This is a genomic window from Clostridium sp. CTA-1 (assembly GCF_054768215.1).
The window spans coordinates 156,007-180,761 of record NZ_BAAAAP010000001.1 but is presented as its reverse complement, the minus strand read 5'-3'; the positions used below and the strand labels follow the sequence as shown (position 1 = coordinate 180,761).

Annotated in this window: 20 protein-coding genes; 7 read left to right on the top strand and 13 right to left on the bottom strand. The window is 26.3% G+C overall.

The genetic code is table 11. From position 1 onward, the window contains the following. Window positions 1-39 precede the first annotated feature (39 nt). The 9 genes from ACYUEW_RS00855 to glyA all read right to left on the bottom strand — a co-directional run bounded on the left by ACYUEW_RS00855 (window position 40) and on the right by glyA (window position 9,951). Window positions 40-1,869, bottom strand: a complete 1,830-nt coding sequence (locus tag ACYUEW_RS00855; RefSeq protein ID WP_460276020.1) for a non-ribosomal peptide synthetase — start codon at window positions 1,867-1,869, stop codon at window positions 40-42. 38 nt (window positions 1,870-1,907) lie between these two features. Further along, window positions 1,908-2,420 carry a GNAT family N-acetyltransferase gene (locus ACYUEW_RS00850; RefSeq protein ID WP_003484598.1) on the bottom strand — a complete coding sequence of 171 codons (513 nt, stop codon included), beginning with the start codon at window positions 2,418-2,420 and terminating at the stop codon, window positions 1,908-1,910. A 3-nt stretch (window positions 2,421-2,423) separates the two neighbouring features. Further along, a complete protein-coding gene (locus tag ACYUEW_RS00845) occupies window positions 2,424-2,672 on the bottom strand; it encodes a phosphopantetheine-binding protein (RefSeq protein ID WP_003484597.1) in 249 nt (82 codons plus the stop codon). 8 nt (window positions 2,673-2,680) lie between these two features. Further along, complete coding sequence (locus tag ACYUEW_RS00840; RefSeq protein WP_045516152.1) at window positions 2,681-3,697, bottom strand: phosphoadenosine phosphosulfate reductase domain-containing protein; 1,017 nt, start codon at window positions 3,695-3,697, stop codon at window positions 2,681-2,683. 6 nt (window positions 3,698-3,703) lie between these two features. After that, window positions 3,704-4,888 (bottom strand): aminoacyl--tRNA ligase-related protein, encoded by a 1,185-nt coding sequence (locus ACYUEW_RS00835; RefSeq protein WP_460276019.1) that lies wholly within the window; start codon window positions 4,886-4,888, stop codon window positions 3,704-3,706. 18 nt (window positions 4,889-4,906) lie between these two features. Further along, window positions 4,907-5,647 (bottom strand): 4'-phosphopantetheinyl transferase family protein, encoded by a 741-nt coding sequence (locus tag ACYUEW_RS00830; RefSeq protein WP_460276018.1) that lies wholly within the window; start codon window positions 5,645-5,647, stop codon window positions 4,907-4,909. 456 nt (window positions 5,648-6,103) lie between these two features. Next, window positions 6,104-7,105 (bottom strand): ornithine carbamoyltransferase, encoded by a 1,002-nt coding sequence (gene argF, locus ACYUEW_RS00825; RefSeq protein WP_030035825.1) that lies wholly within the window; start codon window positions 7,103-7,105, stop codon window positions 6,104-6,106. A 97-nt stretch (window positions 7,106-7,202) separates the two neighbouring features. Continuing rightward, window positions 7,203-8,147, bottom strand: a complete 945-nt coding sequence (gene arcC / locus ACYUEW_RS00820; protein ID WP_265204455.1) for a carbamate kinase — start codon at window positions 8,145-8,147, stop codon at window positions 7,203-7,205. 562 nt (window positions 8,148-8,709) lie between these two features. After that, window positions 8,710-9,951: a serine hydroxymethyltransferase gene (gene glyA / locus ACYUEW_RS00815; RefSeq protein WP_003484591.1), complete on the bottom strand. Its 1,242-nt coding sequence runs from the start codon at window positions 9,949-9,951 to the stop codon at window positions 8,710-8,712. A gap of 173 nt (window positions 9,952-10,124) precedes the next feature. Here glyA and ACYUEW_RS00810 point away from each other — a divergent pair, with 173 nt between their 5' ends. Next, window positions 10,125-10,895, top strand: coding sequence for a threonine/serine exporter family protein (locus ACYUEW_RS00810; protein WP_003484590.1), 771 nt, complete (start codon window positions 10,125-10,127; stop codon window positions 10,893-10,895). Then, entirely contained in the window at window positions 10,892-11,380 is a 489-nt protein-coding gene (locus ACYUEW_RS00805) for a threonine/serine exporter family protein (protein WP_003484589.1), read from the top strand. Before ACYUEW_RS00810 ends, ACYUEW_RS00805 begins: the two co-directional genes overlap by 4 nt. A gap of 141 nt (window positions 11,381-11,521) precedes the next feature. On the opposite strand, the gene ACYUEW_RS00800 is transcribed toward ACYUEW_RS00805, so the two are convergent. After that, entirely contained in the window at window positions 11,522-11,791 is a 270-nt protein-coding gene (locus ACYUEW_RS00800) for a metal-sensitive transcriptional regulator (protein ID WP_003484588.1), read from the bottom strand. A 198-nt stretch (window positions 11,792-11,989) separates the two neighbouring features. Beyond that, window positions 11,990-12,814 carry a Cof-type HAD-IIB family hydrolase gene (locus ACYUEW_RS00795; RefSeq protein WP_003484586.1) on the bottom strand — a complete coding sequence of 275 codons (825 nt, stop codon included), beginning with the start codon at window positions 12,812-12,814 and terminating at the stop codon, window positions 11,990-11,992. Between the two features lie 113 nt (window positions 12,815-12,927). On the opposite strand from ACYUEW_RS00795, the gene ACYUEW_RS00790 reads away from it, so the two are divergent. From ACYUEW_RS00790 to ACYUEW_RS00770, 5 genes are all read left to right on the top strand, one after another. Then, on the top strand, window positions 12,928-13,404 hold the full coding sequence (locus ACYUEW_RS00790) for a DUF4883 family protein (RefSeq protein WP_159033971.1): 477 nt from the start codon (window positions 12,928-12,930) through the stop codon (window positions 13,402-13,404). 415 nt (window positions 13,405-13,819) lie between these two features. Continuing rightward, window positions 13,820-18,685 carry a nicotinate-nicotinamide nucleotide adenylyltransferase gene (locus ACYUEW_RS00785; RefSeq protein ID WP_460276017.1) on the top strand — a complete coding sequence of 1,622 codons (4,866 nt, stop codon included), beginning with the start codon at window positions 13,820-13,822 and terminating at the stop codon, window positions 18,683-18,685. Between the two features lie 76 nt (window positions 18,686-18,761). Continuing rightward, window positions 18,762-19,985, top strand: a complete 1,224-nt coding sequence (locus tag ACYUEW_RS00780; RefSeq protein WP_460276016.1) for a lactate/malate family dehydrogenase — start codon at window positions 18,762-18,764, stop codon at window positions 19,983-19,985. A gap of 76 nt (window positions 19,986-20,061) precedes the next feature. Next, complete coding sequence (locus ACYUEW_RS00775; RefSeq protein ID WP_460276015.1) at window positions 20,062-21,117, top strand: flavodoxin family protein; 1,056 nt, start codon at window positions 20,062-20,064, stop codon at window positions 21,115-21,117. Window positions 21,118-21,308: 191 nt separating this feature from the next. Beyond that, a complete protein-coding gene (locus tag ACYUEW_RS00770) occupies window positions 21,309-22,148 on the top strand; it encodes a PHP domain-containing protein (RefSeq protein ID WP_085333643.1) in 840 nt (279 codons plus the stop codon). Window positions 22,149-22,174: 26 nt separating this feature from the next. Here the strand turns inward: ACYUEW_RS00770 and ACYUEW_RS00765 are convergent, their stop codons facing one another. Both ACYUEW_RS00765 and ACYUEW_RS00760 read right to left on the bottom strand, forming a co-directional pair. Next, on the bottom strand, window positions 22,175-23,710 hold the full coding sequence (locus ACYUEW_RS00765; protein WP_003484574.1) for an aminopeptidase: 1,536 nt from the start codon (window positions 23,708-23,710) through the stop codon (window positions 22,175-22,177). Next, complete coding sequence (locus ACYUEW_RS00760) at window positions 23,701-24,636, bottom strand: magnesium transporter CorA family protein (RefSeq protein ID WP_003484572.1); 936 nt, start codon at window positions 24,634-24,636, stop codon at window positions 23,701-23,703. Before ACYUEW_RS00760 ends, ACYUEW_RS00765 begins: the two co-directional genes overlap by 10 nt. Between the last annotated feature and the right edge of the window lie 119 nt (window positions 24,637-24,755).

The following is a 24,755-nucleotide window of genomic DNA, read 5'->3' as shown; positions in this document are numbered from 1 at the left end:
GCATCACACCTCCTTAAAAATAGAATAACTTGGATATAATCATATTAGTATTAAATTCAGGAGTTTTTTTATACTGAATTCTTCATAAATTTTAGATATGTCCACTTCTACACCTAATTCATCTTGTATATACCATTGTAATTTCATAGCTTTAAGTGAATCTCCACCCATTTCAAAAAAACTAACATCTTCCATTATTTCATCTTTATCCATTTTAAGTATATTGGCATAACTATCAATTAGAAACTCTCTTAGTTTTAATTTGCTATATAGTAAATTACTTTTTAGATGTACTTTTTCTTTTTTATTCTCAAAAATTTTTTGTAACCTATTATAATCAACTTTCCCATTTGTAGTATATGGAACATCTTTTATGTTAATGTGACATAATGGCACCATATAAAAAGGTAAATACTTACTTAAAAATTTATTAATTAACTCTTCATCAAGTACTTCTTTTGCAACATAAAAATTAACTAATAAAGATAATTCACCTTTTTTTATTACCATAGGAATACTTAATTCTATGCAATCATATTTCTGCAAATAAAATCGTATCTCATCTAACTCTATCCTGTAACCACTTATTTTTACTTGTTTATCTTTTCTACCCTTAAAATATAGATTATCATTCTCATTTATATATCCCAAATCTCCAGTTTTACAACATCTCAAATTCCCCATTTCTTTTAACTTAATAAATTTTTTATTGGTCAACTCTGTATTATTATCATATTCTATTGCTATACCAGAACCAAAAATTGCAATTTCCCCCAATTTCCCTTTAGGTATAATTTTATCTTCATCATCTAAAATTAATATTCCTGAATTTATTATTGGATCTCCCAAAGGAATTTCTCGCTCATCTCCTTTAATCTTATAGACTGTATTAAGTATTCCTGTTTCCGTCAATCCATAAGAATTAAATAACTCGTAATTAGTAACTTTATTCTTACAAAATTTTTCCCCTCCAAAATAAAGAACTCTTAGCACATTATTATCAACTGTAATAAATTTTTCAGCTAAAACCGTAGGTAAAAACATTATTGATATCATATTATCAATACAAAATTTATTTAATTTTTCAATATCGTAAACATACTGTTTTCTCTTCTCAATGCATACTAAAGGGACTTCATTCAATAAATATGGATATATATCACAACCACATGAATCAAAAGAAAATGATGTAAATGCCACACCCCTATCCTTTTTTGTTAATCTAAAATTAACGTACAATGCATTAACTAAATTCACAACAGCTCTATGAGGTATAATAACACCTTTAGGTACTCCCGTAGATCCAGATGTATATATCATATATGCTGGATCATCGGCTTTTATATCAATAACGTTTTCTGCGCTATCTAGGCTACTAAAATATAAATCTTCTATAATTATAAGCTTTACACTTTCTGATATTTTTTCTTTTAATATATTTACATACTCTCTATTTGTAATTACAACTTTACTTTTAGAACGTTCTACTAAAGAAATTATTCTATTAATATTGTTTAGTTCTGGCTCTATAGGCAGATAATATCCACCTGAAGCTAAAACACCATATACGCAAACATATCTTAAATAATTCCCATTTAAAATTAAAGTAATTGGTGATGTTCTTTCAAACTCCTTTTGATTCAGCAAAAAATTTGATAGAGCATTAACTAGCTTCATGAAATATCCATAAGTTATCTTTGTTTCATTATCTATAATAGCTACTTTTTCTTTGCTTAAGTTAACAATTTTTCTTAAGCAAGAAATTATTGTAGTATCTGTTCTGCTATTATTATATCTAAAACTTAAAATATCCTGTCCAACCAATATAGAATCTTCTCTTTGTTGTTTTTCAAAATATTTACGGTCCATCTTATTTTCTCCTAATCATTTTTATATAACTCACATTTTTACCTATTATTTATAATTTCTTTAATCATTAAAATTTCATCTATTTTCTTTCTAAATAAGCCTTCAAATGTATATAGTTCTCTATACCCAGAATTTGAATATAATTTTAAAGCTATATCATTGCTACTTTTTACTAAAAGAAAAATTTTTACTTGGGGTATTTTATTTTCCTTACATACCATGTTTTCAAAAAAACTTAACAAACATCTTCCAATACCACTTTTCCGAAATTCAGGAAATACAAACAACATATTTAAATAAGGAAATTTATTAAACACTCCATCCATAGAAAACCAGATGAATCCAAGCATAGCATTGTCCAATTTTGCAACAAAGATATTATTTTTTCTGTATGCTTTTTTCAGTATTTCTAATACTGTTTTATATGTAGGATAATACGTTTTCCCAAAATCAGATTGAAAGAGTCTAAAACAGCACTCTTTTAACTCATGTTCCTTTACTACTTCAATTATAACTTTTGATCTATCATATATTTTATTATTCTGAACCATCTTTTACTCCAAACTTTTTATTCTTTCTATCAAGCAATAAATATTATTTACAGTATTAAAATCCATTATTTCAATTTCTTCTATGGGTATATTTATATTAAATTTCATTTCTAATATTGAAATAATATTGATTATATCAAATGATTCCAGATACCCCTTGGATATCAGCTCTAATTCATCATTTATTTCAACATCTTCTAGTTCAAAAATATTCTTTTTTAAAATATCTTTAATTTGATTTTTTATATTCATTTTTCCTCCTAATAATTAAGAATATCATCTATACACAATCCCAACTTTAAAAGTGGTTTTTTCAAATTTTCTTCTTCTATAGGTGTTCTTATGATTTCCAATGCACGTTGTCTTGATAACTCACCTTCTCTTACAAGATCACTTAACTCTGTTTCATGCTGAGCATAACCAAACTGTTTCATAGTTTTTAATTGAGATACATAATTAAACATACAATTTGATGATTTGTCAGGCCAACTATTTTTAGGAATTTTAAATTTCAACTCTTCTGTTATAATATTTAATATTTCATTCTCATTCCATGTCATATATTTAAATGGAGAAAGTTGTACAATATTTCCAAACTTTTCAGTCATATATTTTATTGGACTCTGAAAAATAGCTGATAATTCACTAAATTTTTTATCATTTTTAAACAATTCAACAATATTATAATCAGATTTTTCATAAACCCAAAATAATTCTGAATTTTTGATATATTGCTGTCCCTTTGTATATCCCCCCAAAATTACATTAATATTATTTTGAACACAAATACTTTTTATATAATACTCTAATAAAGTATGACATACCCTACAATAATATATATCTTTTTTAGATTCTATACATTTTTTGAAAATATCTATCATGTCAGAGGTTTTAAAAATCATCATATCTACATTCAAAATATCTGTTGCATTATTTAAATTATCATACATCTCTGGTAAAGCAAAACCATTATCTATAAAAATAGCTAAAACATTAAGGTTCAATATCTTTTTTGCAACATATAATGTCATAATGCTATCTTTTCCTCCCGAAACACTTACTACACAATTATACTTACTATTTTTTTTATCATAAAATAAAATTTTTTGTTTAAAATAATCTAGATTGCACTCTTTTTTAGAATTATTTTCTTTGTTTATTGTACGTTTATCTCCATTGCAAATATTGCATATACCATTACTATCTAACTCTACATGTCCTGGGACTTCAGGTAAAATACAACTTTTACAACGTCTAACCTCTATATTGTAATTCATTTTTCATTACTCCTTAATTTTACTGTATTTTTCTATCTCTTTAATAGTTTCAAAATCCCATTTAGCAATATTCAATCCTTTTTGTGATAGTAATGCATAAGCTAATCTCTCAATTCCAAAGGCAAAACATGTACTATAACAATAATTACCTTTTTCACCTATAATATTATATGCCTTAGAAAAATGAGTCCTATGATAATTAATTGAGCTTGCTGCAATATAATTTTTATTCCCAGGAATAAAGACTTTAAATTCTTGTTTTGATTTACCTATAGTTTGGAAGAATTTCATTTTTTTATAATTACTAGCAAAAAATGAGTCATTTGCAGTTTCATATTTACTATTAAATTTAAATATATCAACCCAAAATTTAATCAATTCTCTAGAAATTTCTATCATTTTATTAACTGCATTTTCATCACCTACAAAAACAAATTCTTTCATATAAAATTCATTCAATCTACTTAATTCAAATATATTATCTTCTTCGTTTCTAAAACATTTTCCTGATACAATAAAACTTTGCACTTCTTCTGCATCTAACATCTTATTTTCCAATAAAGAATATACAGGTACGCAAGCCGCATGCCGAAGAACATTTTGAGGAGTCTTTATTTCATCTAAAATACTTTTATAATGAAATTTACATTTAGAAAACTTTTCATAAACACTCATATCATTCTTTAATGTCGTCTGAAACATCATATAATGAGGAAAATTTTCAAAATAACGACCTTTTATATAATCCTCAATCGAATGCAAATCTGGATACACCATTTTTCTTATATTTTTGAATTTAGAACAAGCAAACTCATCAATCTTTCTTTCAAAATATTCATATATATCTAAAAACAATCCACTATAAGCAAAAGATCCTTTTGCTAATTCTCTAACATCACCTCTACTTACAAGCTCATTATAAATATTAGAATGGTTAATAGTTGTATAACTAGTATAGTCTTCTATAGTTTTAATTTCTTCAGTTTTTTCCGACAAGATATTTTTATTAATCATATTTATGAGATGATCCAGACAGTTGCGTATCTGATTTTCATTATCTACATCACAATAAATAATTATATCCCCTTCTTTAATCTCATATTTTATAATGTACTGTGATAAATACGGTATCATATCTTTAAAAAAATCCTTATCTTCTTCTCTTAAATTTTTTATGGAATACTTAAACATTTAAACCCTCTCCATCCTTTAATTAGTTTTAGCACATTGTAAAGCCAATCCTCCTTTATAATTAATCTCAGGCTCAAAAATATGGATTCCTTTATAAACATTATTATAAGTATCAAAAATTTCAATAACATTATTTGAAATTCTTTTAACATATAAGAATTTCAACAACTTATTAAGACTATTACCACCCAACTTAATATATGCTTCTTTTGCTACCCAGTATTTTAAAAAAATATCCTCCTCCTTATCCACTATTCCTCTATCATTTTCATTAAATAAACTATTAATTATATTCTTATAATCAACTTCCTTATCCATATACTCTATATCTATCCCCACTAAATGTTTTGTAATGCAAATACCTATAACATCCATCGAATGGGTAATATTAAAGTTTATTTTATCAACATTATTTATAAACGGTTTGCCGTAAAATCCTTGTCCTATAAACAGATGTTCTATTCCACAATTATTCCAATTAGAATATAAATAGTTAATCAATCCATGGGATATTGAAAAACACTTTTTATCTTTAATTCTTAAATATTTATTCCTTTTAGCTTTCTCCTTTTCTGTTAAAAAATAAGAAACTTTATCATAATCATTAAAATTATCCACATTTATTGTTAGCACTAATGAAAATCCATTCTTAATAAAATTCATATATATTTTGTAATCTATTGATTTAAAATTATCTATCTTTATATATTTAATTTTATTTGCATCAAAAACAATATTATTTTTTACTTGTTCTAACATTATTACCTCATATTTTTTAAAGTATTATTCTTTATTTTTTTCTTTGCTAGTATTCAAATAAGCAATTTATCTTTTAAACTATACTACTTTATCTTATAATCATAAATATACCACAATTGATAATAATTGTCAATATCATTTTCCAAAATACTATCTATTTACCAAATATTATATAAATGAACAAAATTATTTTTATATTCAATTAATATTTATCTGCACATATTGATTGAATATATTTATTGGCAAACATCCACAATCCCTGGAAAAATATATAGTATATATCATTTTAATTTATATCTATCTACTTTAATTAAAGCTTTTTTAATTTTCACACAAAAAACACTTGAAATTCTACTTAAATTTCAAGTGTTTTAAAGTTGTTTTATTATTTCTTTATATATCAAAAATAAAAGGAAGAATGTTTCCATTCTTCCTTTTACCTTATATATTTAAAGATTATTGATCTCCTAGTGTTGCAACCATAACAGCTTTTATAGTGTGCATTCTGTTTTCAGCTTCATCAAATACAATTGAGTATTTGCTTTCGAATAATTCGTGAGAAACTTCCATTTCTGATAAGCCATATTTTTCTTTTATTTCTTTACCTACTGCTGTTTCTTCATCATGGAATGCTGGTAAGCAGTGCATGAATTTAGCATCAGGATTTCCAGTCATTTTTATCATGTTCATGTCAACTCTGTATGGAGTTAATAATTTTATTTTGCTTTCCCATACTGAATCTGGTTCTCCCATTGATACCCAAACGTCTGTATATAAAACGTCGCAACCTTTAACACCTTCTTCGATATTATCAGTTATTGTAACTTTAGCGCCAGTTTCAGCTGCTATTTCTTTGCATTTAGCAACTAATGCAGCATCAGTTGGTATTTCTTTTGGAGAAACTATTCTAAAGTCCATTCCCATTTTAACAGCACCTATCATAAGAGCATTTGCCATGTTATTAGCACCATCTCCAACATAAGCAAATTTGATTTCGCTTAATGGTTTATTGAAATGTTCTCTTATTGTTAAGAAGTCAGCTAATATTTGAGTTGGGTGATCTTCATCTGTTAATCCGTTCCAAACTGGTACTCCAGCATATTCAGCTAAAGTTTCAACGATTTCTTGACCAAATCCTCTGTATTCTATACCATCGTACATTCTTCCTAGAACTCTTGCAGTATCTGCAGCTGATTCTTTTTTACCAATATGGCTTCCTGTTGGTCCTAAGTAAGTTACATGAGCTCCTTGGTCTTTTGCTCCAACTTCAAATGCGCATCTTGTTCTAGTTGAAGCTTTTTCAAATATTAAAGCAATGTTTTTGCCTTTTAATCTTTGTACTTCAGTTCCTGTATATTTAGCTCTTTTTAAATCTCTAGCTAAATCTAAGAAATAGTTTATTTCCTTTGGTGTGAAATCCATTAGTGTTAAAAAGTTTCTGTTTTTTAAGTTAAACATATGTTATTCCTCCTAATAGTATAATATTTATATTATAAACTTTTATATTTTAGATTACATATGTATTATGCAATCATTTTAGCTTTTTAATTAATTATTATTTTACTATTCTTGTACCTGAAGTTCCATTAATAGCTTCTTTTGCTTTTGCAAGGGATGCTATTAATGCAGTTTTATTTTCGCTAAATTGAACAAATTTTTTGCAAGCTTCAACCTTTGGAAGCATACTTCCTGGTGCAAATTGTCCTTCAGCAATATATTTGTCAACTTCTTCTAAAGTCATTTTAGCCAAAGATTCTTGATTTGGTTTGTTAAAGTTTATAGCAACTTGATCTACAGCTGTAAGAACTAGTAACATATCAGCATCTATTATTTCTGCTAATTTTTCAGCTGCAAAATCTTTATCTATAACTGCTGGAACACCTTTTATAATACCATTGTCATTAACAACTGGAATTCCGCCGCCACCACAAGAAATTACTACATTTCCTGCTTCAACTAATTGTTTTATCATAGCTTTTTCTATAACATCTACAGGTTTTGGTGAAGCAACAACTCTTCTATATCCTCTTCCTGCATCTTCTTTCATTACATAGCCTTTTTCAGCCTCTAATTTTTTAGCCTCTTCTTCACTATAAAAAGAACCTATTGGTTTTGTAGGATTTTGAAAACCTTGGTCATCAGCATTTACTAATACTTGAGTAACTACTGTTCCTACAGGTTTATTAATATTTCTTTTACCTAATTCATCCTCTATAGCATTTTGAAGATGATATCCTATATAACCTTGTGAAAAGGCTCCGCAAACATCAAATGGAAATAATACATTAGAATTATTTGCTTTATATCCAGCCTCTACAGAAGCTAATATTTGACCTACTTGAGGGCCATTTCCATGAACTACTGAAACTGTATGTCCTTCCTCAATTAAATCTACTATAGATTTTGCTGTATCTTTACAAGTTTTTAATTGACTTTCTGGAGTTTTGTCTTTTGGATCTGATTGTAAGGCATTTCCTCCTAAAGCTAATACTATTTTCATAAAAGCACCTCCGAAAAATAATATGTTTAATACTTTAAATTTAATTACATACATTAGCTTATGTAAATTATGATACATTATAAATATAATAAAAATATAATTACAAGTTTAAATCTTTGTAAATATATTAATATCTTTAATATTAGGAATACGTTTGCAAAACTAATTAAAATTATAACAAATTAGTTAAAGTTATAACAAATAGTTTTATAATAAAAGGCTATTCACATATAAATAGCAACATTTTATATTTTTGGGTAATTTTTGAATTTCCTCACCCTAAGCTTAATATTCTACATAAAATTTTAAATTCCTTCTTAAAAATATAAAAATTTTATGTTTTAAGAAGAGGATTTTCTATGTATTTATTTTTTAATTAAAGTTTTCTTATTACAGATTCATTGTACATACTATTTATATTTTTGTCTACACATGATTAACCTTTAAAATTGCTATATTTTTTGAATTTATATGGTTTTTCTACAATATATCGCAAGAATATGGGCTTATGCTCCTGTTTTGGTACATAAGCCCTATCTATTATGTGTAAATTCTACATTTTTTATGCATTTTGATACAATGGGTACTTTTTACAAATTTCTTTTACCTGTTCTTTTATTTGAGATAAATTCTCTTCCCTATGCTCTATAGAATAATTCATGAAATAGGCTATTTTTTTCATTTCTTCTTCCTTAAATCCTCTTGTGGTTACTGCTGGGGTTCCTATTCTAATTCCACTAGTTACAAAGGGACTTAAAGTTTCAAAAGGGATTGTATTTTTATTCACAGTAATTCCTACTGAATCTAAAAGTTTTTCTGCATCTTTTCCAGTTATATTTTTATTAGTTAAATCTATTAGTAATAAATGGTTATCTGTCCCCCCAGATATTAATCTAAATCCATAATTATTTAACTCTTCTCCTAAAACTTTAGTATTCTTAACAACTTGATCCATATACTCTTTGTAATCTTCTTTTAAAGCTTCCCCAAAGCAAACAGCCTTCGCTGCTATAATATGCATTAATGGTCCACCTTGAATTCCTGGGAATATAGCTTTATCTACTGCTTTTGCATATTCTTCTTTACATAAAATAGCTCCACCTCTAGGTCCTCTTAAAGTTTTATGAGTAGTTGTTGTAACAAAATCTGCATAAGGTACTGGTGATGGATGTAATCCTGTTGCTACTAAACCTGCTATATGAGCCATATCTACCATCATATAAGCATCTACTTCGTCACAAATCTCTCTTATTTTTTGAAAATCTATAATTCTAGGATATGCACTAGCTCCAGCTACTATCATTTTAGGCTTATTTTCTAAAGCTATTTTCTTTAGCAATTCATAATCTATAGTTTCTGTTTCTTTATCTACACCATATGATATAAAATTATATAACTTTCCTGAAAAATTTACTGGACTTCCATGAGTTAAATGTCCACCATGGGATAGGTCCATACCTAATATAGTATCTCCAGGCTGAAGCACGGACATATAAACTGCCATATTAGCTTGTGAACCAGAATGTGGTTGTACATTAGCATGCTCTGCGCCAAACAATTTTTTTAATCTTTCTCTTGCTAAATCCTCTACCTCATCTACAAATTCGCATCCTCCATAATACCTTTTATGTGGGTAGCCTTCTGCATATTTATTCGTTAATAAAGATCCCATGGCTTCCATAACAGATAAACTAGTAAAATTTTCTGAGGCTATTAATTCAATATTATATTCTTGTCTTTCCTCTTCTTTCTTTATCATGCCTAATAATGTTAAATCTGTCTTTTTTAAATTTGTAAAGTTCATATTATCACGCTCCTAAAAATAAACATATCTTAATTATAGATTATAGTTGTAAAATTTGAAACAATCAATTAAATTTAACTTTTATGTTTCTACAAAAATTTCATTTTACAAAGATAATTTTGGTGTTATAATACTTTTGATAACATAAAAATATAACAATAAACGGTGATAATATGGATATAAATAAAATAATAAAAATAGCTGCAGAAGCTGGAAAAATAATATTACAAAGTGGCGGAGAAACATATAGAGTAGAAGAAACTATGTCTAGAATATGTTCTGCATATAATATTAAAGATTCTGATCCTTATGTTACTCCTACTGTAATAATGATCTCCGCTACAAACGAAAATGGTAAAACTGTTTCTCTTAGTAGAAGAATTACAAGTAGAACAATAGACCTAGATAAAATAGATAAGGTAAATAGTTTATCTAGAAATATAAAAGAAAATAATTTAACCTTAGAGCAAGTTCAAGAAGAATTAAATATAATAAAAAAAGGAATTCCTTATAGTAATAAATTAGGAATACTTTTTTCTTGCTTTATTTCATCTTTCTTTACATTATTGTTTGGAGGAAACTATTTAGATTTTATTATTGCATTTGTAATAGGCGCCGCCCTAAAGCCTGTACTTTCTTTTCTAGGTTATTTAAATGTTAATGTGTTCTTTACTAATCTAGTAGGTGGTTTTACAGTATCTTTTTTAGCAGTTTTAAGTACTTTAATGGTATCAAATTTAAATGTAGATAAAATAATAATCGGCTCTGTTATGATATTAGTTCCAGGAATAGGAATAGTTAATGCTTTACGTGATACAATTGCGGGAGATTTAATTTCTGGAATTGTAAGAGGTGCAGAAGCATTCTTAATAGCAGTAGCCATAGCAGTAGGAAGTGGTGTAGTACTTAAATTATGGATTTATTTAGGGGGAACTACTTTATGATTATGATTTCAAATTTTATATTTTCATTTTTAGCCTCTTTAGGATTTGCGGGTATATTCAACATAAAAGGTAAAAAACTTATATACGCATCTTTAGGGGGAAGTATAGCTTGGCTATCCTATCTTATATGTAAAAACAGCAACTGTTCTACAGTATTTAGCTTCTTTATAGGATCTATAGCAGGAAGCATATATTCAGAAGTAATGGCAAGAATAGAAAAAACTCCTGTGACCTTAATGGTAATATGTGCCATGATCCCCTTAGTTCCTGGTGGTGGTATGTACTACACCATGCAAAAGGTTATTGAAGGAGATGTAAGTGGAGCTTTAAATACAGGGTTCACCACTTTATCTGTAGCAGGGGCTATAGCTTTAGGTATGGTTATGGTATCCTCTATGACGAGACTTATATATAAATTTAGAGAAAAAATTACAATGAATAAAGTAAAAAAGGAAAAACATAACAGCGTAAGTACAAAAATATAATTTCAAATAAAAAAATAATTAAGGAACATATTATTATATGATACTATGTTCCTTAATTGTTTTTTAATATGAATTTATCTCTAAATAGTTCCCATATTTTAAAAAAAGGAAGCTAACACAGCTTTTCAAATCATAATTTCCTTATTTCATAAACATAGTAAAAGTAGATACTAAATCTTCTATAGCTTGATCTTTTTCCTTATCTTCCCCTAAGAAGCACTGTTTGGCATAATTTTCCAAAACCAAGCCTCCTACTTTATTCATAGCAGCTCTTATAGCGGCTATCTGTATAAGCACATCTCTACAACAGCATTCATTTTCTACCATTTTTTCTATGCCCTTCACCTGTCCTTCAATTCTTCTAAGTCTCGTTTGTATATCTTTCTTAACATCTTTCTTTTGATTTTCCATAACTAAAACTCCTCTTTTTTTTACTTCGACTATAATTATACCTCTGCCGGGTATTATATCATTTTTTAATTATATCTTCAATTTTATTTATAATTTTCCTTTAAAAAGTATGTATATTTATAAATAATTGTATATTTATAAATAATTTTACCTTCCATTATAAGTAGCTTTTTTAATATAAAATTAATATATATTTAACTACAATATAAATTTTTCTATTACTTCTGCTATTCCATCATTATTATTATCCATACAAGTTATGTAATCAGCATATTTCTTCAATTCTTCTCTTGTATTTCTCATAAATACTCCAAGACCTGCTTTTTTTATCATACTTATATCATTTTCATCATTTCCTACAGCTATACATTTTTCTATAGGTATATTATAATAATTAGCTAGTTTTTCCAAGGCTATTCCCTTACTAATTCCAAAGTTACATATTTCTATATTACTTATATGGGATTTAGTTACACTGACCTTTAAATTATCTTCTATTTCCTTTTGTATTCTATTTAAATATTCCAAATCATTATCAACTACTACTATTTTAGTGATCTCACTAGACCTATGTTTAATATATTCTTTACCATCCGTAATTATCCTTATTTCTATTCTATATTTTCTTTCTATATCTTTATTAAATTCATAAAATTTTTTTGTACTATAATCAAATTTTTCCGTACACATTATATTATCATGATAAAAATGATAGTATGTATTCTTATATTTTCTTAAAATATCTATGATATCTAAAAGTGTATTTTTATTAATTCCTTCATTATATATGGTTTCTTTTTTATCATTTAAAATCAAAGCCCCATTAGCACAAATCATAGGTTCCCCTTTAGCTATAGTTTCTTCATAAAATTTCAATCCTCCTGGAACCCTTCCAGAGGATATAACTACCTTAACTCCTTTTTCCTTTGCTCTTTTTATATAAGAAAGAGTTTTTTCTGTTATTTTCTTCTCATCATTTAATAAAGTTCCATCCATATCTAATGCTATTAATTGAAAATTCAAATTTACCCCTCCCTGATAAATCTATTTTTTTATTATTATACCATTAATAAAGGTAATAAAACCTAAAAAGAACACATAGTTTTAATTAGTAATAAATTATGTAGGTGATTTATTTGAAAAAATTTTTAAAACTAATATTTTTAATATTTATTTCATGTTTTCTTCTAACATCCTGCAATATAGCATTCCCCATAGATGGACTAAAGGGTAAAAAGCCAAACAATTTCTACTATACTAACCTTTTAGCTAAAAATATAACCCTAGAAAAACAATATAAAGTTACTATATCAGAAACTAATTTTTATAAAGGATCTGAAATAAATAAAAAAGATAAAGAACTAATAAAACACTTTATAACTCTTTTAAAAAAAGAAAATTTTAAAACTTTAGAAAAAAAACCAGAATCAAAACCACTATATAAAATATTTTTTACATTTGAAAAAGATAAATACATAATAAATGTATATAATAAACAATATATTTCAGTGTATCCCTTTGATGGTAACTTCCCTATGGATTATATAGATATGAATAATATACCTGAAGCCTATAATTTATATAATCTATGTAATTTTTTATTCAATAAATAGTATAAATAAAAGGTCGTATATTGCTAAAAATACTAAATTTGTTGAAATGCAAATAATCTTTTAGTGAATATATGACTTTTTAACATTGTAAAAGTTTAAATCTATAATTTTTATTCTATTATCTTAAATTAAAATTTAAATAATATTACAGTGATTATTAACTGAAATAAAGTAAAATAATAATAAGATAAATTCCTTATATCCCTATAAAAAAATCCAAATAAATTATATAATCTTTATAATAGACATTATTATCGTAACAACAATTGTTATAATATATTCTCTTCTATAAATATTTAAAAATATAAACTATATCCCATGAGAAATTTTTCTAAAAATTTCTGTGAATAAAACTATCCATAATAATACTCCCTTTTAATTTAAAAATCATTTTATAAAGGAGGCTAAAAATTATATGACTAAATTAAACTTTAAATATTTATATAATAAAATATCTAAAAGCTTAAAAAATAATAGCTGGATAAAAAAACAAGGTATAAATAAAGAATATATAAGTTTACATATTGATTCTTTAGAATTTAATAAAAAATTATCTAAAATGATAATAAATCAGGATTTTTCTGCTAAAAACACCTTGCAATTATGCAAAGGTTTATTAGAAGGCATTTATCCTATAAAAAGCGAAGAAGAATGTTTAAAAGAAATATATACTTACTCTCTAAATAAAACCTTTCCTCATACTAACAAAATAAAAAATGATTCTAATTTAAATATTTGTGCGGAAATATTTTTGAAAATATTTTGTATAATAAATGACTTTGAAAAAGATTGTAATGCCTCTAACTTCAAAAGCAAGTACCCCTTAAATTTTTTAAAAGATGAAGAAATAGAAGCCTTAGAAAGACCCCATGAGTATAAAAAATTTTTATCTAATTTTAAAAAGGATTATATTTATGAAATGATGAAACTAAGTGAAGAAGTTATGGGCTTTAATACTTTAGATCACGTATGTGGTGTCCACTATTTATGTGTTCATATAGGTCGTCAATTAAAAAAAGTTGGTATACCTATAGATTTAGGTAGAGTATCTGGTGCTGGTGCTGGACACGATATAGGTAAATACGGATGTACTGGTGAAGATTTAAAAAGAGTGCCTCATCTTCATTATTATTATACAGATCAGTGGTTCAAAAGATACAATATACCCTATATTGGGAATATTGCCATGAACCACTCTACCTGGGATCTAGAAGTTGAAAATTTATCTTTAGAATCTTTAATATTAATTTATTCAGATTTTAGAGTAAAAAATATGGAAACAAACTGCGGTTATAAAATGCATATTTATTCTTTAGAAGATTCCTTTTATGTGATACTTAACAAGCTAGAAAACCTAGATGAAAAAAAAGAAAAAAGATATAAAGGTGTTTATTCAAAATTAAAAGATTTTGAGGACTATCTTTTAAGCCTAAACATAAATGTAGATCCTAACAAAAATATGTTTAATAAGTATTCCTCTTTAAATAATACTGAATATTCATTAATGCAAGGTGAAGAAATAACAAATAATCTTAAAAATATATCTATATATCATAGTATTTATTTAATGCATCAACTTAGAGATGAAATTTCTCTAGAAACCATACTAGATTCGGCTCGTTCTGAAAAGGACTGGAAAAATCTTAGGGAATATATTAGAGTTCTTCAGGAATATTCTACTTACCTTACTCAAAAACAAAAAAAACAAACTCTTAAATTTTTATTTGAAAATTTAACCCATCCTGAAGACGATATTAGAAAACATTGTGCTGAACTAATAGGTAAACTTATTTCAACCTTTGATGAAAGTTATATGAAAGAAATACCTTCTAATGTAGAACTTCCAAAGGCTGAAATAACCTCTGGAGATGTTTTAAGAGAATATTTAAAAGCTATGCTATCTCCTCCAAGCAATATGATTTATATAAATAAATTCAATCTAGGATATAATACTTCTACAATGATTGAATCTTTATTTAAATATTGTAAAGAAAGCTCCCTAGATGATTACAGAAAAATTGTACTTAATCATTTTGATCATAAAAAATATAAAAATGTAGATATTYAACTTTTTTTATTAGATACTGCAAAATATATACCTATAGATTTCTCCTCAGAGTATACTAATAATCTTTGGGATTTTATATTTAATATATTGAAAAAAAGAAATCAATCATTAAGATTAGGAGCTCTTAAAACTTTAAATTTATTGGCAAAGGAAAATTTACCCGAAAACATAAAAAATAAAATAGAGGATTATTTAAATTCCTCTATTATAAATAAAAAATATATTACTGAGAATTTACTTAAATTAAAACTGGCTAAAAATTTAAATATGAAAAGCTTATACTGTAGTCTTGAAAAGCATATTAATATAAATAAAAAATTAGCTACAGAAATATCTCTAAGTAATTTAAAATCCAACACAACTTGGATAAAAAAGCATATACAAATAGATCTTCTTTTAAAATATGCAAAAGAAAATCCCTCTTCTTTTGCCATGCATACAGTTATACACTTTTCTAATCTTTTAAAAGTAAGTAATATAGAAAGTGTTAGAAGTAAAGCTGGTAATGCTATTTTAGAACTTATGCCTTACCTAAGTTTAGCAGAAAGAAATGAAATTGCTATTGAATTACTAAGGGGACTAGAAATAGAAGGTAATAGGTTTACAGAATATATTCCAACCTATGCAGGACAGGTGCTCCTATGGCTTCAACCTATAGAATTAGATGAAATAATACAGGATTTAACTATTAAATTTAAAAAATCTAATACAAATTTAAAGTGTTTACTTTTAAAAACTATAGGAATTACTATATCAAATTATTCTACTTATAAAATTAGATTTAAAGAAGATACTAAATTTTTTAATAATAGATTGATAAATATGCTTGGAATTTTATTAAATGGTTTAGGGGATTATAACATACAAGTTAAGCAATCTGCTTTTATCTCTTTAGGTAAGCATCTTTTTGGAGAAGAAAATTCATTTGAAGAAAAGGCAGAATTATTTAAACTAACGGGAAAAAAAATCCTTACTCTTATTGCAGAGGATAGAAATAAAAACTTAATGATGCTTACAAATTCTGTAGGTATGCATTATATATATAGATTTATATCCGACTACAATTTTTTTGTTGGAGATTTAAATATGATTTCTGCAGAAAAAGTAGCGTTTTTCCCTGGAACCTTTGATCCTTTTTCTGCAAGCCATAAAGAAATAGCCAAAGCTTTAAGGGACATGGGATTTGAAGTTTTTTTAGCAGTAGACGAATTTTCTTGGTCTAAAAGAACACTTCCTAGTCTTCTGAGAAGGGATATACTAAATTTATCCATTGCAGATCAACTTAATATCTATATTTATCCTGCTAGTATACCTATAAACATAGCTAATAACAAAGACTTAAAAAAATTAAAAAGTCTATTCCCAAAGTCTGAACTATATATAGCCGTTGGTAGTGATGTAATATTAAATGCTTCCAGCTATAAAAAAGAAAATATAAATGTAGCAAATTCTATATTTAATTTTTCTCATATAATATTTCAACGGGGAAAAAACAATGAAAAATTAAGGGAGATAATCTCTTATATAAAAAGAGATGTGCTTATTTTTTCTTTGTCCTCTAAATATTCAGAGATAAGCTCTACACAAATTAGAAGCTATATAGATGAAAATAAAAATATATCTAGTTTAGTAGACCCTATAGCAGAAAAATATATATATGAAAAAGGATTTTATCAAAGAGAATCCCAGGACAAATCTATAATAAAACCTATTTCTTTAAGATTAATAATTTTAAATTTTATAGATGATTTTATAATAAATGAAATATCTTCTCTTTTAAAATATAAAGTAAAAAATATAAAAGAAATACTAGATAATATAAAAAGAAAGCCCTCTTCTAGAATAATTTTAATAAGAGACAAAAAAAATGAACTAATAGGATTCTCTTTATTTCATTGGATAAGATCTACCGTATTATATGAAGAAATGAAAGACAATCATATTACGGAATATATAAGAAATAACAGTACTGGTAGAATGTTATCTTTAGATGGATTTTATATTAAAAATACAGAAAAAAGTAGATATATAGAACAAATTCTAGTAACTGAGACCTTAGCCTTTTGTGCCTCTACAGATTATGAATATGCTGTATTCCATCCAAAATGTGAAGAATTTGAAAATCCTTCTATAGTTGATATATTAAAACTCCAAGGTTTTATTAAAGTCCCAACTGTTAATAATTCTTTATCTATATATGCTGTAGATATGAGTAATCCTTGTATATTAAACTTAGATATTGAAAATTTTATAAAAGAACCCTATAGAAATAACAAAAAAATTAAAAACATAATTTTAGAAAGCAGAAGAAAGCTACAAAAAGCCTTAACAAATTTATATAAAGGTGAGCTGATTCTATCCTTTCATAGTAATTTCTTACATCAAGCTATGATTGATAAAATTTGTAGTGAAAATAATGTGCCTAGTTATGTAGAAACACCTAGAAAACTAGGTAAAGTTATGTGTGTTCCCTATGGAGATATATTAGATAGGCATATAATTCCTAATACTGTAACTAAAGCTCTTCATACAGAAAAAATATTTTATTCTAATATGAAAGGATTTAAAATTGGGGAATTTCCTCACTATCTTGACTTAAACACTCAAGTAAGAATGTTAAAATCCTTTAATAGACCTGTTATTTTGGTAGATAATTTGCTTCATAAAGGTTATAGAATAAAAGCTTTAGATCCTATATTTAAAAAAGAAAACCTAGAAATAAAAAATATAGTAGTAGGTATTATGTCTGGACGAGGAAAGGATTTAATGGATAGGCAAAATAGATCTGTAGACAGTGTTTATTTTATACCTAGATTAAAACTTTGGTTTAATGAAGTGTCTATGTATCCTTTTATGGGTGGTGATTTATTATGGCGTGGAAAGTACCCTAAAAGAAATTTACTTCCTTCTATAAATTTAATATTACCTTATACCTATCCTAAATTTATAGTTGGCAGTAATAAAAACGCCATATTCAATTTATCTAAAATTTGTATAGAAAACTCTATAAACATATTAGAAATCATAGAAGAAGAATATCGTAATATAACAGACAGAAATTTAAGCTTATACCTACTAGGTCATGTGTTTAATGTGCCAAGATGCCCAGACCAAGGAAAAAATATGTACTATGATTTAAACTTAAACCCTTCTCACTATTTAAAAAATGATTTAGAAAGTCTATTAAGATTAGAAAATATTATGGAAGATTAAAAATTAATCTTATGTAAACAACTAAATAATATTTTATGTATAACTATTATAACAATAATATGTAGGATGTGAATTTATGAATAACTTAAATTTATTTTATTATATTATAGAAAATGATATTATAATTTCAACAGAAAAAGAAAACTTAAAAGAAATAACAGAAAAAGAAGCCTCTTTTCATAAGGGATTAATGTATTTTTTAGTAAATATAGATCAAAAGAATTCTAGAAGAAGCTTTTTAATAACTAATACCTCCCTGCTTTTTATAAAAAATGAAAATTTAAATATTTTAATAGAAAGAGATTCTCCTATTAAAGTTCCACAATTTATAAAAAAAGCTATAAAAGAAAAAAGGTTAGTAGCTATTAATAAAGCTTATGAAAATTGGAAGGGAACATTAAAATTTAATCCTTGTACAAACCGAAAATGGAAAATAAATATAGTAGGATTGGGTGATGTAGGAGGAACATTAATTACAGGATTAAGACTTTTAGGAGAAGATTGTATAGATGAAATAGGTATATATGACAAAGATATAAATAAAATAAACCGATGGGAATATGAATGTAATCAAATTCAAAGTCCTAACTTAAATCCAAATTTACCTAAAATAAAAGTATTAAATGAAGATGAAATTTTTAATTGTAATATGTTTGTATTCTGCGTTTCTGTAGGTGTCCCTAAAATAGGAAATGAAATTAAAGATGTAAGGCTAGTTCAATTTGAGGGAAACAGTAAAATAGTATCTTTCTATGCCAAACTTGCAAAGGAAAAAAACTTTAAAGGCATATTTGCCGTAGTATCCGATCCGGTAGATCTTCTATGCAAATCAGCTCTAAAAGAAGGTTTAGCTCCTGAACAAGTTAGAGGCTATGGTCTTGGAGTTATGAATGCTAGGGCTGCCTATTACGCAGGTAAAGATCCTAAATTTAAAAATTATTCTATAGAAGGAAGAGCATTTGGTCCCCATGGAGAAGGTCTTGTAATAGCTAATAGTATAGACAATTACGATGAAAATTTATCTGACATTTTAACTAAAAAAACTAGAGAAGCAAATTTGGAAATACGTTCCTTTGGCTTTAAACCCTATATAGCTCCTGCCCTATCCTCTGGAAGTTTTTCTTTAATATCTACTATAAAATCAGAGTGGCACTATAGTGCTACATTTTTAAATGGTGCTTTTATGGGAATTAGAAATAAATTTATAAACAATACTATAGAATTAGAAACCTATAAAAATATGCCCCCTACCTTATTAAAAAAATTAGAAAAAACTCATGCTTATTTAAAGAATTTTTAATGTTTTTGAAAAATAATATAACGATTATTCTAAATTTTTTAGCTCAAATACAAATTATTTTTAGGGGAGTGTTCTTATGGAGGAATTGTTCCTTATAATGCCAAATCCTAATCCATCTAAAGAACTAAATAATATGATAAATAAATTTTGTGACAACTTTTCTAAAGTTACTAAGATAACAAATAGTGATAATTTGTTAAACTTAAAAAATAAAAAAATTTTATTTACTATTGAAGTAGGTTTTTCTGGTATAGACTTATATATGTGGTCTTTTCTAGATAATTTAAAAACTAAAGAAAAAGATTTTTTTTATGATTCTACTGCTACTTTACTGGTGCATAGTGCTACAGAACTTTTTACAAAGGATGTATGTCAAGATTTAATATTTATAACTAATTCTTTAGGTTGTAGATTTATAGGTCACCCAATGATTGAAGCTACTGGTTCTTTTAAAAATTTTTTAACTTGGCAAAAAACCCTCTCTATGCCTTTAGAAAGGATCTGTTTGGATCTATGTCATAAACTTGGAGAAAGACTTTTAAGTTATACTCCTAAATATATAAAATCTCCTAAAATAACAGCCCTTTATTCTTCTCCTCATACTTTTTCTAATACATTAAGCCTGTGGCATATGGCTTCATGTGAATTAAAGGAGTATGATATAGATGAAATTCAAATAGAAAATGGTAAAGTCCAAGATTGCAAAGGCTGTTCCTATAGAATGTGCTTACATTATGGCAAACAAAATAGTTGTTTTTATGGAGGTATTATGGTTGAAAATATATTACCTGCTATAGAAAAATCCGATATAGTAGTTTGGCTATGCCCAAATTATAATGACGCTATTTCCTCTAATATATCTGCTACAATAAATAGACTTACAGTACTTTATAGGAGAACAAATTTCTACGAAAAATATCTATTCGGAGTAATAGTATCTGGAAATTCTGGAAGTGATTCTGTGGGGAAACAATTAATAGGAGGACTAAATATAAATAAAGGATTTTTATTACCACCCTATGCCTTATTAATGGAAACAGCAAATGATCCTAATGCTATATTTAAAATACCTAATATAAAAGAAAAAGCTGAAGAATTTGCATTAAATATAAAAAAAATTAATAGCAAATAAGCCTAAAAATTTTAAGCTTATTTGCTTATATCTTATTAATATTTTATAAACCCTCTTTACTAATAAACATCATTATTCTAGAACTAATCTATTTATAAATAAGTTAATTTATTATAGTTGTATATTTTATTTATTATAGTTTACTATAAAATATATAGTAAACTCATTAATTTTTAAAGGAGGTAATTCTTATTTATATAAAAGGTGATTTTCATACTCATACTAATGCTTCTGATGGTAAGTATTCATCAAAGGAATTAGTTTATCTAGCTAAAGAGGAAGGACTAGATATAATATCCATAACAGATCATGATACTACAGGTGGAATAGAGGAAGCATTATTTTATGGAAAAAAATTAAACATAAAGGTTATTCCTGGTATAGAATTATCCACTACATATAATAACTGCAGTATTCACGTTTTAGGATATTTTAAAGGAAATAATTATAAAAATAACTTAATACAAAATTTTCAAAAACACAAAAAAGAATATAGAAAAAAAAGAGCCAATGAAATAGTAGATAAACTAAAAAAGTATTTTAATATAATAATAAGTTTTAATGAAATAATGGAATCTACAAAAGGAGTTATTTCAAGACCACATATTGCAAAAGCAATTGTAGAAGCGGGATATGATTATAGCTGGGACTATATATTTTCAAACTTCATCGGAGAAGGATGTAAGGCTTATGTACCTAATAAAACTATTTCTACTGAGGAAGGTATATCTCTATTAAAAGAATCTGGTGCCATATCAGTTTTAGCTCATCCTGTATTAATAAAAAAAACTAATGTAGAAGACTTATTTAAATTGGATTTCAAAGGAGTAGAAGCCATATATTATATGAATAAGCCAGAAGATACCTTAAGATTTGAAAATCTGGCTAAAAAATATAACAAAATTATAACTGGTGGTTCGGATTTTCATGGATTAACCAAAACCGATGGAAGCCATCCAGATAGAATAGGAGCAACTACCTTAGATCAAGGTAATATAGAAAAGCTCCTAAAATCTATAGACTCAATATAAGGAAAGTGCTAAGCACTTTCCTTATTTTATGCTTCTAATAAGAAAGCGTGGTATCCTCTCATAGCTTCATAAATATCTGCTTTACTAGCTATTTCCCAAGGCGCATGCATATTATGAAGAGCAACTCCACAATCTATAACTTCCATAGCGTATTGAGCTAGTATGTAAGCTATAGTACCTCCACCACCTTGATCTACTTTTCCCAATTCTGCTGTTTGCCATGATACATTATGCTTTTCCATCATAGCCCTTATCTCAGCTATATATTCTGGATTTGCATCATTTGATCCACCTTTTCCTCTAGATCCAGTATATTTATTAAATACTATACCTTTTCCAAAATAAGCTGAATTTTTCTTTTCCATAACAGATGGATAATTAGGATCAAAAGCTGCAGATACATCAGAAGATAACATCTTTGAATTTGTAAGGCATCTTCTTAATTTTAGATCACTATAATTATCTGATGTTAAATTTATTACTTCCGCTACTGTATTTTCAAAAAACTTAGATTGCATACCAGTTGCCCCTACGCTACCTATTTCTTCTTTATCTACAAGTAATGTAACACAAGTTTTATCTACTTTGTCCATTTTCATCATAGCTTCGAAAGAAGTATAAGAACAAATTCTATCATCTTGGCCATAAGCCATTACCATGCTTCTATCAAAACCATAATCTCTTGCTTTTCCAGCTGGAACTACCTCTAATTCTGCTGAGACAAAATCTTCTTCTTCTATTTCATATTTTTCATTTAACAATTTTAATATATTTCTTCTTACTCTATCTTTAGCTTCTTTATCTTCTATGGGCATACTTCCTATTAGTACATTTAAATTCTCCCCTTCTACCACTTTAGAAGCCTTTTTCTCCATTTGCTCTCCTGATAAATGAATTAATAGATCAGATACACCAAATACAGGATCTGATTCTTCTTCTCCTACTTCCACATTAATCTTAGTTCCATCTTTTTTTACTATTACACCATGTATAGCTAATGGTAGAGTAACCCACTGATATTTTTTTATTCCACCATAATAATGAGTTTCAAATAAAGCTAAATCTGTATCTTCATATAAAGGATTTTGTTTTAAATCTAATCTTGGTGAATCCACATGAGCTCCTAATATTTTAAGTCCTTTCTCCATAGGCTCTTTACCTACAACAAATAAAGCTAAAGTTTTATCCATATTATTTGCATATACCTTATCACCTGGCTCTAATTTTTCATTATTCTTTATGATTTCTTCTAAATTTTTGTATCCACTTTTTTCTGCTAAAACTATGAATTCTTTTACACATTCTCTTTCTGTTTTGCACTTTGACATAAAATCTTTGTATTTTTCAGATAAATCAAAAACATTTGTTAAATCTTCTTTAGAGTACTTATCCCAGGCTAATTCATACTTTTTAGTTAAATCTTTTTCCATACTATTGCTTAAGTGAAAAATATCACCTAAGTCTTTCACCCCTCTTCCATAATATTCTATATATATTTTAACATAAATCAATAGATAATAGTTTATTTTTCTTATAAATACATTTATTTGTTTTATAGCCATTTTTTTCTTTTAAATAAATAAACTAAAAACAAAGATATAATAAGGGTAAATCCTAAAACATATAAGCATCCATAGGGATTTTGCATAGGAGGGAGATTGTCAAAATTCATTCCGTAAATACTAGTAATTAAACTGGCTGGTAAAAAAATAGTAGCAATTAAAGTAAAAACTTTCATTAGTTCATTAGTTTTATTTGATATTTCTGACTCAAAAGCTTCTCTAACTAAAGAAAGATCCTGTACCAAAGTTTCTAATGCTACCATTAATTTTTCTATTTTATTATTTAAAGTTATACAATATTTAACACATTCTTTTTCTATCATACCATTGTCATTACTTATAAGACTATCCCCTATATACCTTAAGGGGGTTATATATTTTCTAATTCTATAAACCTGTCTTCTTAAATATATTATTTCATCTATATGTTCATGTCTTGGTTCCTCTAATATATCTATTTCTATCTTGTCTGCTTTGGTTTCTAAAGTAGCTATGACTTCATAGTTTTTAATTATTATTCTATCTATAATATAATATAATAAAATAAAGGGTTTAGGATTTTCTTTAATCAGAAAACAATTTTTGCATTCCTTAATATCATCTAGTATTTCTTCTATTAAGTTTAATTTTTCTTTATAAACTGTTATTATATAGTCTTTACTCAAAAATATATTAATTTCATTTGTTTCCACAGCTTTATCGTATTGGAGCAAATTCAAAATAATAAATATATAATCTTTATAAAAATTTATTTGAGCTCCTTGAGTATAATTCTCACATTCTTTTATATTTTCTTCCTTTAAATTTAGTTTATCCTTTAACACATTCAAATCCTGTGAATGAACTACTATCCAATAATAACTTTTTCCAACCTTAAAATCCCCTTTAATTTCCTCAAAATTATTTAACAAATCAAAAATTATCATATAAAATCACCTAAATACTATTTTTTATATGACTATTGTTTGGACTTAATGTGTTTATTATTCTTATATAAACTTTTTATTTCTTAATAATCAAATATTATTTTTATATTTAAACATAA

Bases quoted from the DNA above. Each gene is read 5' to 3' on its own strand.
- ACYUEW_RS00760 (WP_003484572.1), bottom strand. From the start codon at position 24,636: ATGATAATTTTTGATTTGTTAAATAATTTTGAGGAAATTAAAGGGGAT.
- ACYUEW_RS00845 (WP_003484597.1), bottom strand. From the start codon at position 2,672: ATGAATATAAAAAATCAAATTAAAGATATTTTAAAAAAGAATATTTTT.
- ACYUEW_RS00810 (WP_003484590.1), top strand. From the start codon at position 10,125: ATGGATATAAATAAAATAATAAAAATAGCTGCAGAAGCTGGAAAAATA.
- ACYUEW_RS00765 (WP_003484574.1), bottom strand. From the start codon at position 23,710: ATGGCTATAAAACAAATAAATGTATTTATAAGAAAAATAAACTATTAT.
- ACYUEW_RS00780 (WP_460276016.1), top strand. From the start codon at position 18,762: ATGAATAACTTAAATTTATTTTATTATATTATAGAAAATGATATTATA.
- arcC (WP_265204455.1), bottom strand. From the start codon at position 8,147: ATGAAAATAGTATTAGCTTTAGGAGGAAATGCCTTACAATCAGATCCA.
- ACYUEW_RS00800 (WP_003484588.1), bottom strand. From the start codon at position 11,791: ATGGAAAATCAAAAGAAAGATGTTAAGAAAGATATACAAACGAGACTT.
- ACYUEW_RS00850 (WP_003484598.1), bottom strand. From the start codon at position 2,420: ATGGTTCAGAATAATAAAATATATGATAGATCAAAAGTTATAATTGAA.
- ACYUEW_RS00775 (WP_460276015.1), top strand. From the start codon at position 20,062: ATGGAGGAATTGTTCCTTATAATGCCAAATCCTAATCCATCTAAAGAA.
- glyA (WP_003484591.1), bottom strand. From the start codon at position 9,951: ATGAACTTTACAAATTTAAAAAAGACAGATTTAACATTATTAGGCATG.
- ACYUEW_RS00835 (WP_460276019.1), bottom strand. From the start codon at position 4,888: ATGTTTAAGTATTCCATAAAAAATTTAAGAGAAGAAGATAAGGATTTT.
- argF (WP_030035825.1), bottom strand. From the start codon at position 7,105: ATGTTTAACTTAAAAAACAGAAACTTTTTAACACTAATGGATTTCACA.
- ACYUEW_RS00840 (WP_045516152.1), bottom strand. From the start codon at position 3,697: ATGAATTACAATATAGAGGTTAGACGTTGTAAAAGTTGTATTTTACCT.
- ACYUEW_RS00855 (WP_460276020.1), bottom strand. From the start codon at position 1,869: ATGGACCGTAAATATTTTGAAAAACAACAAAGAGAAGATTCTATATTG.
- ACYUEW_RS00830 (WP_460276018.1), bottom strand. From the start codon at position 5,647: ATGTTAGAACAAGTAAAAAATAATATTGTTTTTGATGCAAATAAAATT.
- ACYUEW_RS00805 (WP_003484589.1), top strand. From the start codon at position 10,892: ATGATTATGATTTCAAATTTTATATTTTCATTTTTAGCCTCTTTAGGA.